9 protein-coding genes and 4 pseudogenes are annotated in these 12,746 nt (G+C 62.2%); 7 read left to right on the top strand and 6 right to left on the bottom strand.

Features of this window, described 5'->3' with window-relative positions:
• Positions 1 to 405 precede the first annotated feature (405 nt).
• The 3 genes from NKJ17_RS29100 (at position 406) to NKJ17_RS29090 (ending at position 4,023) form a co-directional block, all read left to right on the top strand.
• Complete coding sequence (locus tag NKJ17_RS29100; RefSeq protein ID WP_352691184.1) at positions 406 to 2,712, top strand: AGE family epimerase/isomerase; 2,307 nt, start codon at positions 406 to 408, stop codon at positions 2,710 to 2,712.
• A 278-nt stretch (positions 2,713 to 2,990) separates the two neighbouring features.
• Positions 2,991 to 3,245, top strand: a complete 255-nt coding sequence (locus NKJ17_RS29095; RefSeq protein ID WP_352507536.1) for a DUF982 domain-containing protein — start codon at positions 2,991 to 2,993, stop codon at positions 3,243 to 3,245.
• Positions 3,246 to 3,795: 550 nt separating this feature from the next.
• Positions 3,796 to 4,023 carry a hypothetical protein gene (locus NKJ17_RS29090; protein WP_352691182.1) on the top strand — a complete coding sequence of 76 codons (228 nt, stop codon included), beginning with the start codon at positions 3,796 to 3,798 and terminating at the stop codon, positions 4,021 to 4,023.
• Positions 4,024 to 4,525: 502 nt separating this feature from the next.
• Here NKJ17_RS29090 and NKJ17_RS29085 read toward each other — a convergent pair.
• From NKJ17_RS29085 to NKJ17_RS29075, 3 genes and pseudogenes are all read right to left on the bottom strand, one after another.
• Positions 4,526 to 4,801, bottom strand: a complete 276-nt coding sequence (locus NKJ17_RS29085; protein ID WP_502896123.1) for a hypothetical protein — start codon at positions 4,799 to 4,801, stop codon at positions 4,526 to 4,528.
• Between the two features lie 163 nt (positions 4,802 to 4,964).
• Positions 4,965 to 5,632 (bottom strand): annotated as a pseudogene (locus NKJ17_RS29080) (ATP-binding protein); the annotation flags it as partial.
• A 107-nt stretch (positions 5,633 to 5,739) separates the two neighbouring features.
• Positions 5,740 to 6,515, bottom strand: a pseudogene (locus NKJ17_RS29075) (Mu transposase domain-containing protein); the annotation flags it as partial.
• Positions 6,516 to 6,541: 26 nt separating this feature from the next.
• Here NKJ17_RS29075 and NKJ17_RS29070 point away from each other — a divergent pair.
• The 3 genes from NKJ17_RS29070 (at position 6,542) to NKJ17_RS29060 (ending at position 9,813) form a co-directional block, all read left to right on the top strand.
• Positions 6,542 to 6,829 (top strand): DUF5372 family protein, encoded by a 288-nt coding sequence (locus tag NKJ17_RS29070; protein ID WP_352507533.1) that lies wholly within the window; start codon positions 6,542 to 6,544, stop codon positions 6,827 to 6,829.
• A gap of 167 nt (positions 6,830 to 6,996) precedes the next feature.
• Positions 6,997 to 7,476, top strand: coding sequence for a helix-turn-helix domain-containing protein (locus tag NKJ17_RS29065; protein WP_352691180.1), 480 nt, complete (start codon positions 6,997 to 6,999; stop codon positions 7,474 to 7,476).
• Between the two features lie 258 nt (positions 7,477 to 7,734).
• Positions 7,735 to 9,813: a recombinase family protein gene (locus NKJ17_RS29060; RefSeq protein ID WP_352691178.1), complete on the top strand. Its 2,079-nt coding sequence runs from the start codon at positions 7,735 to 7,737 to the stop codon at positions 9,811 to 9,813.
• On the opposite strand, the pseudogene istA reads toward NKJ17_RS29060, so the two are convergent.
• From istA to NKJ17_RS29045, 3 genes and pseudogenes are all read right to left on the bottom strand, one after another.
• Positions 9,814 to 10,517, bottom strand: a pseudogene (gene istA, locus NKJ17_RS29055) (IS21 family transposase); the annotation flags it as partial.
• A 66-nt stretch (positions 10,518 to 10,583) separates the two neighbouring features.
• A pseudogene (locus tag NKJ17_RS29050) lies at positions 10,584 to 10,898 on the bottom strand (tyrosine-type recombinase/integrase); the annotation flags it as partial.
• A 32-nt stretch (positions 10,899 to 10,930) separates the two neighbouring features.
• Positions 10,931 to 11,098 carry a phage integrase N-terminal SAM-like domain-containing protein gene (locus NKJ17_RS29045; RefSeq protein ID WP_352691176.1) on the bottom strand — a complete coding sequence of 56 codons (168 nt, stop codon included), beginning with the start codon at positions 11,096 to 11,098 and terminating at the stop codon, positions 10,931 to 10,933.
• Between the two features lie 372 nt (positions 11,099 to 11,470).
• On the opposite strand from NKJ17_RS29045, the gene NKJ17_RS29040 reads away from it, so the two are divergent.
• Positions 11,471 to 12,746: family 16 glycosylhydrolase (locus NKJ17_RS29040; RefSeq protein WP_352691174.1), on the top strand; the 1,276-nt coding region annotated here is incomplete at its 3' end.

Genomic DNA, 12,746 nt, shown 5'->3' with positions numbered 1-12,746 from the left:
GAATGCCCTCGAGAAGGCGAGCCAAGCGTCAGAAACACCTTTCGCCGACATTCTCGCGGACAAGGAACCCGCGGGCCGCGGCATCTTGCAACGCATCCTTGTCGTCGGCGCCCGAGCAGAGTGCAGCTTCAGGAATACACTACCACGCCTGGACGCGTCATCATTTCGGCCATCGGCATGGATGCTCCCATTGGATGAGGGGGCGCGAACCAGCGTGTTAGGACTACTCGAATTCATGAGGGGGCCTGCGCCCGGCAGCGTGCTAGGGCTGTTCCGTGCCAGGGCGGAGCAAGATGGTGCTGGTCTCCGGCGCGACGTGGCGTGATGTTCGAGGCTCTCGATGCCGTGCTACCCTGCAATCCAGAGGTCGGAACCTACAATCAGACATTTTGAGAGGACTGGACCATGCCGGAGCGGATCGTAAGTTTTGTCATGAGCGGGGGCGTCGGCTCACGGCTGTGGCCGCTCTCGCGCGAAGACAATCCCAAGCAATTCCACAACCTTTCGGGCGACGGCTCCATGCTTGCGAAGACTGTCCGGCGCCTCAAGGCGCGGAGGGACGGCGAGACGCCGATCTACCTGATAGCTTCCGAGCGGCATGCCGACCGTGTTATCTCGGACATCGGTCCGCTTGGCCTAAATGGCGGCAGACCGATTTTCGAACCCGTCGGCCGCAATACCGCCGCGGCGGTGGCCATAGCCACTTTGCAGACGATCTCCGGATATGGCGGTGACGCGCTTGTGCTCGTGGTCCCCTCCGACCATCAGATATCGACCGAAACGCAATTCTGGGAAACCGTCGAGGCGGGCATACCCGCCGCCGATTCAGGAAGCATTGTCATTTTCGGCATCAGGCCGACGCATCCCGAAACCGGGTACGGCTACATCGAGGTTACGGCAAATAGTGACGGCGGGGCCGCCGTTTCCGTTTTGCACTTTGTCGAAAAGCCCAATGCCGAGACGGCCCGCAAATATGTGTCTTCGGGAAGATTCTACTGGAACGCCGGCATCTTCCTGTTTCGTGCCGACACGATGCGGAAGGCATTTCTCGACTTCCGGCCGGACATCTGGGACACCGCGGAACGGGCCTATAAAACTGCACGGACCGACGTCTCGGGCATCTACCTGCCCCAGGACTTCTATTCGGCTGTCCCATCGACGTCGATCGACTACGCAGTCATGGAGCATGCACGCGGTATTGCGATGGTCACGGCTTCCTTCCGCTGGAACGACCTTGGATCGTGGCAATCGCTGCTGGAAGCCAGCCCGACGGACCGCGACGGCAATGTCGTAATCGGCGACGTTGTCGCCCTGGATTGCGGCAACTCCTATCTCCGGAGCCAGGGCAGACTGCTGACAGTCATCGGAATGAAAAATGTGGCGGTGGTGACGACACCGGACGCGGTTTTCGTCGCTCCTGTCAGCCACAGCCAGAATGTCAAGAAAGTCGTCGAACAACTCGAGAAGAGCGGACGACTCGAGACGAAGTTCACGGCGTCGGAAGACCGGGTCATCATCAGCGGGTCATGGCGCAAGCGCGTCGAGCACTGGCTCTTCAACGAAACCCTGCCGCTGTGGTCCACTGCAGGTGTCGACGATGTGTATGGCGGCTTCCACGAGGCTCTCGGTTTCGATGCAAGGCCGCTGGGGAAACGCAAGCGCATGCGCACGATGGCTCGCCAGATTTACGCGTTCGCGGTGGCCAAAGAACGCGGCTGGGTCGGTCCGGCCGACAAGCTCATCGACCACGGCATCGACTTCATCGCGAGACACGGCCGCACCGATCGCGGTGGCTGGGTGCGCACCCTTAATTCCGACGGTAGCGTGGCTGACCCGGCGGAGGACGCCTACGATCATTCCTGCGTTCTCCTGGCGCTTGCCCATGCTCATCGATGCGGCCATCAGGACGCCCTACGGCTGGCACAAGAGACGTTCCATTTCATCGACACCCATCTCGAGGACGATAGCCTCAACGGCTTTCTCGGACCCTCCGGCCGGGACGGGGTGCGGTTCTCGAACCCGCATATGCACATGCTGGAATCCTTCCTTGCTTGGCATGGGGTCACCGGCGACCGTGCATATCTCCGTCGGGCGGCACGCATCGTCGATCTCTTTCGGTGCCATTTCTTCGACCAGGAGAGCTGGACGCTTGGGGAACATTTCGATGTCGAGTGGCTACCGTTGCCGGGAGACGAGGGACAGTGGACCGAACCAGGGCACCATTTCGAATGGGCCTCGCTCCTCGTCGATTTCGCGCGGGCGAGCGGGCAGAGAGACTTGGCAGCGTACGCAAGGAAGCTCTATTCGTCGGCGATCGCCAGCGGATTGAACCGGGCCACGGGGCTGGCTTATGCAGCCGTGTCGCGGCAGGGAATGCCCTTTGACCGGCTCTCCCGCAGCTGGCCGCAATGCGAAGCCATCAAGGCGTCCATCGCCCTGGACGGAATTGGCGGGCCCGATCTGAAACCAGAGATCGAAGCTCGTGTCGCCCGCCTCTTCAAATGGCATATCGATCCCGCACCGCTTGGCTTGTGGGTCGACAGGATTGACGAGCGCGGAAGGTCACTGGCGACTGAGGTCCCCGCGAGCATTTTCTACCATCTCGTGACGGCCTTGATGCAGTATCTGGACAACACCGGAGGACAAGTCGAACCATTCCCGCTACCAGCTTTGGATATGAGCAAGGCCGTTCCGAAGCAGGTTTACGGCTGACCCAACTGTCCGCCATGTGCGAAAAGAGATACCGCGCATGGCGGCGCGACTGGGGTCAGGGAAAACCGCGCCCGACTTCGGCCCAAGCACTGTTAGCCGTCGATTCGGCATGCCGCGGCAAGCGTATACCGGCTTCGTACCGACCGCTCGGACAACCGTCGATAAACGTTTGGAAACAGCCCGTCACGGACTCAGACATGCCTAACAAACGGTTAACCGTCCTCATCGCTGAGCCGGTTAGTAAAGACGAAACCCGCTAGCCGCCCTGAGGTCCCTTCATGGCCCCCCACTGGTTCAACCCTCCGGTCCCCGTCAAGACCGAGCGTCTCGGGATCATCCGCAACGTCAACAACGCCGAGGCAGCCGGCGAGGAGCTGATGAAGTGGACCAAGCGTGGCACTTGCTGGGACCTCGCGGTGCGCGTTTGCATCGCAGTAATTTTCGACGAGATGGAACCTGAGGAGGCCCGCAAGGCATTCCTGGCTGCTGCAAAAGAGGAAGGGACGTTACTCCCCCCAAGGACAACTAGCTAAATTGGATTGCGGTATGAGGTTCTATGTGTCTCTGACCAACACCGCCTCGCGAAAGGAGCCCGGTGAGGGAGAGGCGATGGCCCCCCCACAGTGGCTGCACATCCACGAAGAATCGACCGCTGCGAGCTCTAAACCCGCGAGGGCCTACATCGTTCCCTCATCCGCGCCTACGCGAGTTGCGGCTGACTGGGAAGGGACGCCCCGAACATGACAAAGAGAAACAATGAAGGTCATGCGTCTGTCTCCAAAGCAGTTCGGAAATTGATCCATTCGGAAGACAATCGTCGTCACATACACAAGCTGTTAAGGCTAGAAGTCGAACCAGAACTGCCGCCGACCCTAGCGTCATTACTCGCGGCTATTGATCGGGCCAAACAGGGGCCGACCGAAGAAGGTACCTAGCGGGCTAGCTAAGCGTTAAACAGAGGCTCGCTCCGTGCTGGTTTCTCTGATCCCCTCTTAGAAAATTTCCTACAAACCTTCCCCTTGATTTTTCCCGACACAGGATCATCAATGTTCCCTTGGGTTATCGCTGAGGTGGAGGCCTCGGATGAACGTTCGGACGAACTGTCGACCCAGCAAAATGACTGCCCATGAGCTTGTTGAAGAGCTGATCTTACAATCCCGTCGCGGCCAAATCATCTCCGTCAAAGAGACTATCGCAGCGGTGCGCCGAGACGGGCCACATCTGGTGGTAAGTGACTGTGAGCTGGTGAAGCTTATTGTCGATGTTGCCCCAGCCTTTGGCCTGTTCGTCGCGTTCGACCTTCGCGAATAGCCTCGTGGCAACCCATTGGTTCTCCCCTCCGGTGTACGTCGGACGACCGAACCAGGTTGTGGGACGAAATGCGGATCGAGGCGCGCTCTATAGGGTCGAGAGGGGCATGGGAGGTCTTCGCGCGAGCCAGTTATCCGATCCCCGCCACAGAAATTCTATCCAAAATTCCCGACTGTTGCGGCCCAGCACCGTACCAATGTACGATTCGTACATGGCATTGATGTCGGTCAGGGAGGGAGTAGAGTCCCCTTCGGCGTGTCCCTGGGGAGGGTTGGATGAGCGTCGCGCAAAGGGTCAGTCCGGTTCTTATGCAAGCAATCTCCACACTCCTAAACAGGGCGGACCGTCGCGACACCGTCTCGATCAAAGCGGCACTACACGAAGCATCGCCTGCATTGCCGACGAGATGGAACCTGAGGAGGCACGGAAGGCATTCCTGGCCGCTGCCGAGGAGGAGGGGTTGTTCCTTTCCTCATGACCAAGTCTCCTGACCGGCCGACCGTCACTCTATGTCCGGCACGTCGCCACCAACAAAGAGTGTCGTCGGCTCGCCGTATTCGCCCAGCGCTGGGTGAGCATCACGCGACCACGCAATGACACCCGCGTGTTTCGTCGCCAGAGCTTTGGCAGTCCTTATTGCCCGGTCTTCGGTCTTTTGCTCGGCTGGCCCATAGACAGGCTGAAGGTCGCCGGTCTCGTCACGGTCGGACGCGGTGACTTGTGCTGCGGTAGGATGCTCTCTGCCATGCTGACTGCCTTCCTGTGACGCGAGCCTTATTCGGTGTCGCTGGCGTACCATCTTCGGCGTGCCATCCCCTGTTTGCGCATTTCGCTGATTGTGAGCGGCCATTTCACGCGATGGTGAGCGCTCATTTCATTTGATCGTGAGCAGGTATTTCACGCGATCATGAGCAGCCGCTTCGACCGACCTGTTCATTGATTCAGGTGTTTGCGGCTGCGTCAAGAGCGTGGGCGCGGGCGTTGTGTTTTCGCATGCTTTCTCCGGTGAGTTGAAGGCGGTGAGCGTTGTGGACGAGGCGATCCAGAATCGCGTCGCCGAGGGTGGGATCGCCGATGACGTCGTGCCAGTGCTGCACGGGGATTTGGCTGGTGACGATTGTGGATGCACGGCCATGGCGATCGTCGAGGGATCTCCAGCAGGTCGCGGCGCTCGGCGGCACTGAGAACCGACAGGCCCCAGTCGTCGAGGATGACGAGTTGAACGCGCCCAGCGTCTTGAGCAGCCGTCCATAGCGCCCGTCGCCGCGCGCCAGGGCGAGCGCCTCGAACAGGCGCGGGACGCGATGATAGAGCACCGATCGATTGTCGCGGCAAGCCTTGTGGCCGAGCGCGCAGGCAAGCCAACTCTTGCCCAGGCCGGTTGCGCCTGTGACCAGCAGGTTTTCATGGCGGTCGATCCAGTCGCCGCCGACGAGCCTGGCGAAGACGGCGCGGTCGATGCCGCTCGGCGTGCGCAAATCGACATCTTCCGGCAGGCGCTCTGGCGCAGCGCGGCGAATTTGAGCCGCGTCGTGAGCCGTTTGGTGTCGCGCTCGGCGGCTTCGCGATCGACAAGAAGTCCGATGCGCTCCTCGAACGACAGGGCCTCGAGATCCGGTGATCGTCGCTGCTCCTCGAAGGCTTGGCCATTCCGGTCAAGCCGAGTGCGATCAGCCGTTCATGGGTGGGATGGGTGAGCATTGAGATCTCCATGGTTCAGTGGAAATAGCCCTGACCGCGGATGTTGCCGTGGCGTAGGGGTTGATGGTCGGGCGTCTCGTCGAGGAAAGCGCGATCAAGGCCGTTCTTAAGGATCGAACGGATCGAGGCGACGGAGCGTGCCTGGATGAGGATGCCGCGTTGGCAGGCTGCGTCGACGCGCGCGTTGCCGTAGCTCTTGGTCAGAGAAAGAATGCCGAGACAGGTGCGAAAGCCCTGTTCGGGATGCGGCCGGTCAGCGATGACAGTCTGGAAGAAGGCGGCGGTGGAAAGCCCGATCCTCTCGCCGGCCGCGATCAGTTCCCCCGGCGTCCACTTGCCGTAGCGGCGATGCGCGCTCGGCATGTGATCGGCAACGGTCGTATGGCCGCGCCGGTTGGGCGCACGGGCGTGGCTGGCGATCCGCTGCCCCTTGTGGAAGACTTCGACGGTCTTGTCGGCGACCCGCACATCGACGAGCTCGCGGATCAGGCGGTAGGGCGTGGAATACCAATGCCCGTCAACCTCGACGTGATAGTCGGGCGCGACGCGGCAACGCTTCCAGCGCGCAAAGACGTATGGCTGGTCCGGCAGTTCTCCCAGCTTCGGCCTGTCGATCTCGGCGAAGAGTTCGGCGGGCTGGAGCCGAAGCCGCGCATCTGGCGGGCGTTGAGTTCGGCGACGAGCAGGCGGATGGCGGCGTTCAGCTCCGCCAGACAAAAGAAGCGCTGATTGCGTAGCCGCGCCAGGACCCAGCGCTGGGCAATTTGCACGGCAACCTCGACCTTTGCCTTGGATAAAGCCGTCAACTGCAGCCCGTGTGGGGACGACCGGCCTCACGGTCCGCATTACTCACCCATTCCACCCGCTTAAAGGCCAGAGCTTCGAGATGATCAGCCGCAGCCCGCATTGGGGCGAGGACCGGGTGATTTACCGGGCGGCGGACGGGACCTTACCCACGATTGCCGCCGCAATGACGGACATGGAGCAGCCTGACGCATTCCGGCGCGTCGCCGCCGGGCGCGCGGCCTTCCGGACATCCGACCTATTGGATCTGCTGACGCTTCTGGATCGGATCTCTGCGCCGGCGGAGGCGGAGGATGCGTAAGGTTAAATACGCCGCTTGTGTAAGGCAAATTACGCCGCACCGCTTGCTTGCGCACCGGAGCTATGCCCGCAATTGCAGGACTTATCCCGGGCATCGCGGATCTTCCTTGTTTGACGTCTCATCAAGTAAGGCGTATTTATATTTACGAATCAGTTTGGACGATGGGCATGGCGAATCCAAAGCTAAGACGACGCGACCCAAAGGCCGAGGCCTTGGCCCGCGACGGCGCGCTCAACCCCCACCCCGAGGCCGTGCGCGACACGCTGTTCGCCGGCAATCCCTTCTTCGATGCCAAGGATCTTGTGCAGGTCCGCTACGAGATGGTGCGCCGCCATCACGCCGATCGCGTGCCGATCAGCGACGTCGCCAGCGCCTTCGGGGTGTCGCGGCCGACCTTCTACAAAGCGCAGAGCGCCCTGGCCGAGCACGGCCTCGCCGGGCTGGTGCCCCAGCAGCGGGGGCCAAAGGGCGGCCACAAGATCTCTGCCGAGGTCCTCACCTACATCGACCAACTCAGGGCGACGCGGCCCGACCTCACCGTGCCGCAATGTATCGACGCGATCGCCACACGCTTTGGCGTCAGGGTGCACCGGCGAAGTCTGGAGCGGGCCATGGCGCCCAAAAAAAAACGACTCGATCTGCCCTAACCGTCCGCGCGACCAGCCTCGTCGGCACATACGAACAACTGCGCACCGCGGTGCTCAGCGCCCAGCTGATTACTGGATCAGGGCTGCTCACGCTGCGCCGTCAGGGCATGGTCGCCTGGATCAAGGCCGCATCGACAGCACCCAACTTTACGCCGCCTTGCCCGGTACATCGCCCCCCGTCGGCAGGCGCGATCGACACCAGCGAGCTCACCCTCATCCTTGCCAGCCTTGTTGTCACGCTAACCGCGGAGCCAGCACATGCCTGACCTCAAAGTCACCGCCGATCACCTGCGGCGCGACGCTTACCTCTACATCCGTCAGTCTACGCTTCGACAGGTCGCCGAGAACGGCGAGAGCACGCAGCGACAGTATGGGCTGCGTGACCGCGCCATTGCCGCCGGTTGGCCGGCCGAACGCATCCACGTTATCGACTGCGACCTGGGCAAATCGGGATCCAGCGCCGTTGCCCGCGACGGCTTCCAGGAACTGGTCAGCGAAGTAGCCCTCGCCAAGGCCGGCGTCGTCATGGGGCTGGAGGTCTCGCGCCTGGCCCGCAACTCCGCCGACTGGCACCGGCTGCTTGAGCTGTGCGCCCTGACCAGCACCCTCATCCTCGACGAGGACGGCATCTACGATCCGGCCAGCTTCAACGACAGGCTGCTGTTGGGCTTAAAAGGAACGATGTCTGAGGCAGAGTTGCACTTCCTCAAGGCGCGCATGCGCGGCGGCCAACTCAACAAGGCAAGCCGCGGCGATCGGAAGATAGGGCCGCCCGTCGGCCTGGTCTACTTGTCCGACGGCATCATCGCGCTCGACCCGGACGCCGAGGTGCAGGCCGCGCTCTGCATGGTGTTCACGACCTTCGAGCGCCTGGGCAGCGCAACCAGAACCGTCAAGTTTTTCCTCGACGAAGGTATTTTGTTCCCGCGGCGATTGCGCAAGGGACCGCACAAAGGCGAGCTGATGTGGGCGCCGCCGCGGCATGCCCGCATCCTCCAGGTCTTGCATAATCCGAGATATGCCGGCGCCTTCGTCTACGGTCGAACGCGTGGTCGGCCGCGGCCGGGCGGCGGCGTCTCGCAGATCAAGGTTGGTATGGCCGAGTGGCGGTTCGTGATCCCCGACATGCATCCGGGCTATATTGACTGGGAGCGCTTCAAGGCCAAGCAGCAGCGTCTCGCCGACAATGCGCAAGCCTACCGAATGCAGCGCCACGCCGGACCGGTTCGCGAAGGATCTGCCTTGCTCCAGGGCAGAGTTCTCTGCGGCCTGTGTGGCGGGCGCATGGGCGTCCATTACAGCCAAGAGCATGGTCAGCCTGTCCCGACCTATATCTGCCAGGAGACCGCCACCCGCCGAGGCGGCAAGGTCTGCCAGTCCGTGCCCGGCAAAGTCGTCGACCCGGCAGTGGGTGCATTGCTTGTCGAGCTGATGACGCCGATGACGCTTGAGGTCACCTTGGCGGTGCAGCGCGAGCTTGAGGCACGCGCCGCCGAGCCGGACACTTTGCGCCGACAACATATCGAGCGAACGCGTCATGACGCCGAGCTCGCCCGGCGCCGCTACATGAAGGTCGATCCCGACAATCGCCTCGTTGCCGACACCCTCGAGGCCGAGTGGAACGAGAAGCTGCGGCTCCACACCGACGTCCTCGAGGACTATGAACGACGCGCGCCCGAGGAAGCCGCCGCCCTCGATGCCGAGACGCAGCAACGCGTCCGCGATCTTGCCGAGCAGTTCCCCCGGATCTGGAGCGATCCTCGAGTCGACATGCGCGAGCGCAAGCGCATCTTCCGTCTGCTGGTCGCCGACGTCACCTTGGTCAAGGCCGAGACGATTACCGCAAACGTGCGACTCTCCGGCGGGGCGACCCGCACCTTGACGCTCGACCGGCCTTTGCCGATCGCCCAGATCCGCAAGCTCAAGCCCGAGCTCGTCGCCGAGGTCGACCGCTTGCTCGACCGTCATTGCGATCGCGAGATCGCCGATATCTTCAATGAACGCGGTCTGCGGACCTGGGAAGGCAAGCCGTTCAATCTCAAGAAGATCGGCTTCATCCGCGGAGCCTATAACCTGTCCAGCCGCCGCCAGCGCCTGCGGGATTGTGGTATGCTCACCACCCAGGAAGTGGCCGAGCGCTTCGCTATCGCCGAGACCACCGTGCATCAATGGGGGCGCCAGGGCCTCATCACCAAAGTCTACAGCGACAATCTCAACCGTGGTCTGTGGGACATTCCTCATGACCTCGAGATCGTCAAAGGCCGCCCGGGCCGAAACGCCGTTCCCGCCCGCCGTACCTCAATTACCGTGCCGTCAACCGAACAGGACTCATTATGAAACAATTGCCTTATCCTTCGGGCGTCTCGGCCTCGCCGCGAGCACTGCGGTGCCGTAATGGCTTGCCATCTCGGCATAGGTTCGGTTGAGGCCGGGGTCGTAGCGATCGGGGTTGGTGACGGCAGCCTTGAGATTTGTCGCAGATCACGAACTTCGGCACGCCGCCCAGAAAGGCAAAAAGGTTCGTGTGCACGCCGATCCAGTCGGACAGGCTCTCGCTCGGGCACGCCTCGGCGTAGGTGTAGTTCGAGGCGCCCATCGCCGCGACGAACAGCTTCATGGAATGCGCTTCGCCGGTGACGGGGTCGAAGATGTCGATAGTGTCGCCAGCGAAATCGACAAACACCTTCTCGCCGCCCAGATGCGTCTGGCGCATCGTCAGGCGCGCGTGCCCTTTCCAGGCCTCGAAGGTCGTGCAAAACCACGTATAGCCAAAGCCATCAGGGTTGGCAGCGCAACTCCTTCTCCACATAGCTCCAATCGGGCACCGGCCGCCGAGGGCTTTGCGAAGCCGCCTTCGGCGCCGGGAAGAGCAGCAGCTCAAGCCCTTCGTCATCCATCCCCTCGGGCAGCGGCCAGCTCAGCCCGGCAAGACGGGCACGCCGCAGGTAACCATGCACGACCCCATTGCTCACCCCGAGCGTGCGCGCGATGGCGCGCTCGGTCAGGCCTTGGGTTGCGGCTCGGGAATAGCTCGGCAGCATCACGCCGCGGCGCTTGCCCACTCGCCACCAGGCGCGCAACAGATGGAGCAGTTGCGGCGACAGCATGGCGTGACGATCCTTGCGCCCCTTGCCCTGCTCGACACGGATCAGCATGCGCGTCGAGTCGATGTCACTCACCTTGAGCGCCACGATCTCCGACACCCGCAACCCCGCCCCGTAGGCCGTGCCGAGGGCGGCCTTGTACTTCGGACCTGGTGCGGCTTCGAGCAGCCGCGCCACCTCCTCGACGCTCAGCACCAGCGGCAGCTTGCGCGGCTGGCGGATGACGGTGAGACGGCGCGCGAGATCGGGCCGGTCGAGCGTCACGGTGAAGAAGAAGCGCAGCGCCGAGACCGCGCTGTTGATCCCCGGCGGCCGCATGCCGCTCTCGGTCTGGTGCAGTTGGAAACGGCTCAGGTCCTCAGCGTCGCGGTATCAGGCGAGCGCCCGATGAAGGCTGCAAACGCCTTCACGCAATGGATATAGTCACGGCGCGTATCCTCGGTGAAGCCGCGCATGGACATGTCTTCGATCATGCGCTCGCGAAGCGGGCTGCCGGATGGATGCGTAGGGACGGTCATCGGATGCTCCTCTCAAGCTGAAGGTTGACACTTCATGCTCGGAGGCCGATGGCCGTCCGTCACCCCTGATCGATTAAAGCCTCACCGATGCTGCCGATAAAGCGCAAGCCTCGAAGCCCGCGCCATCCCGCGAGCGGGTCGTTCACTGACCCCTAATGGTCATTCCGGAGGCGAGATTGCAGGTCCGAATCGGATTGAGAAAACGGACGTTCGGCCATCCTATCTGCGCCGACCGTCGCGCCACCCCGCTGGCGAGACGCCCGTGAGCCTCTTGAAACCCCGACTGAAGGCCGCCTCCGCCGGCCTACAAGCCTACGGTGAAGGCCGCCTTGTCGCCTTAGGACGAACATTGCAAGTCCGGGGAATAATCCTATGACGATTCCGCGCGTGGAAGTGATCACCTCGGTGCAGCGCCGGCGGCGCTGGTCGCGGGCGGTGAAGGAGCGGCTGGTTGCGGCGCGTTCGAGCCCGGCGTTACGGTATCGGAGGATACGCAGTATCGTGTGCCGGCTACGTCAACCGATTTGCGACATCTCCCAAATTTCTCGTGAAATGTTGGGGATAACCGTACTGGCCGCATTGCGAATGGGTGTCCACTACACGATTAGGCCTTGGTGGGGTAACCACAAGAATGTTGAGAGAACGAGGTGCCCATCAATGGCTGCGACGGATCTTCCTGGCGATTGGACCGGACAGTACAAGGGATCGAAACTGAACCTCTCGGGGTTCAAGCTTTCCTTTTCTGACGAGTTCAACACGCTTGATGTCGTGCCGAACAACGGCATCGGCAAGTGGTTCGCGCCTGTTCACGCCCCCGCTGGGGCCGCAAAGTACATGCCGCCGGTCGGAGAAACCAACCCGTTCTCCGTCTCTGACGGGCTTCTGACGATAACCATGAAGCAGGTGGACGGCGCCTGGCAGTCGGGAACGATGCAAACGGTTAACAGCGCCGGCGAGGGTTTCGCGCAAGAGTACGGGTACTTCGAGATGCGCGCCGCCTTTCACGGCGGGGCGGGAGCCTGGCCGGCCTTCTGGATGCTGCCGCAGGATACTTCTGTAACGCGTCCGGAAGTCGACATCGTTGAAGCGTATGGGGGCGATCCCGATGGTCATCACCGGGCGGTGCACTTGAGCAATAAGGAAAGCCACGCTTGGGAAAGCGACTATACGCGCCTGGCCGATTCGATGTTCGACGGGGCGTTTCACACCTACGGCGCGAGGATCACGACGGACTGGATCACCATGTACTATGACGGCAAGGAGCTGAGCCGCTTTCCAATGAGCGACTTTTTCCGCACGCCGCTCTATATGCTGGTCACGCTAAGCATGTATTCCTCCGGGGTCGAGCAGGCTTCCGGCACGTACAAGATGGTCGTCGACTACGTCCGCGCCTATGCCGCGCCGAACGTGATGGAGCAGCACCTGACCGGGACGGATGCGGCGGATATCCTGAAGGGCGGCAATTTTGACGACGTTCTGGACGGCAGAGGTGGTGCTGACAGAATGTCCGGCGGTCTGGGCAACGATACCTACCGCGTCGATAACGCATTCGACGTCGTCATTGAGGCGGTGGGCGGTGGCACCGACAAAGTACTGGCCTCGGTAAGCCATGCCCTTGCGGCCGGCTCGCAGATCGAGCTTCTCGCCA

It is taken from the genome of Mesorhizobium sp. M0208 (genome assembly GCF_040322015.1).
In the GTDB taxonomy this organism is placed as follows: Bacteria; Pseudomonadota; Alphaproteobacteria; order Rhizobiales; family Rhizobiaceae; genus Mesorhizobium.
This window is presented reverse-complemented; position numbering and strand designations above follow the sequence as displayed.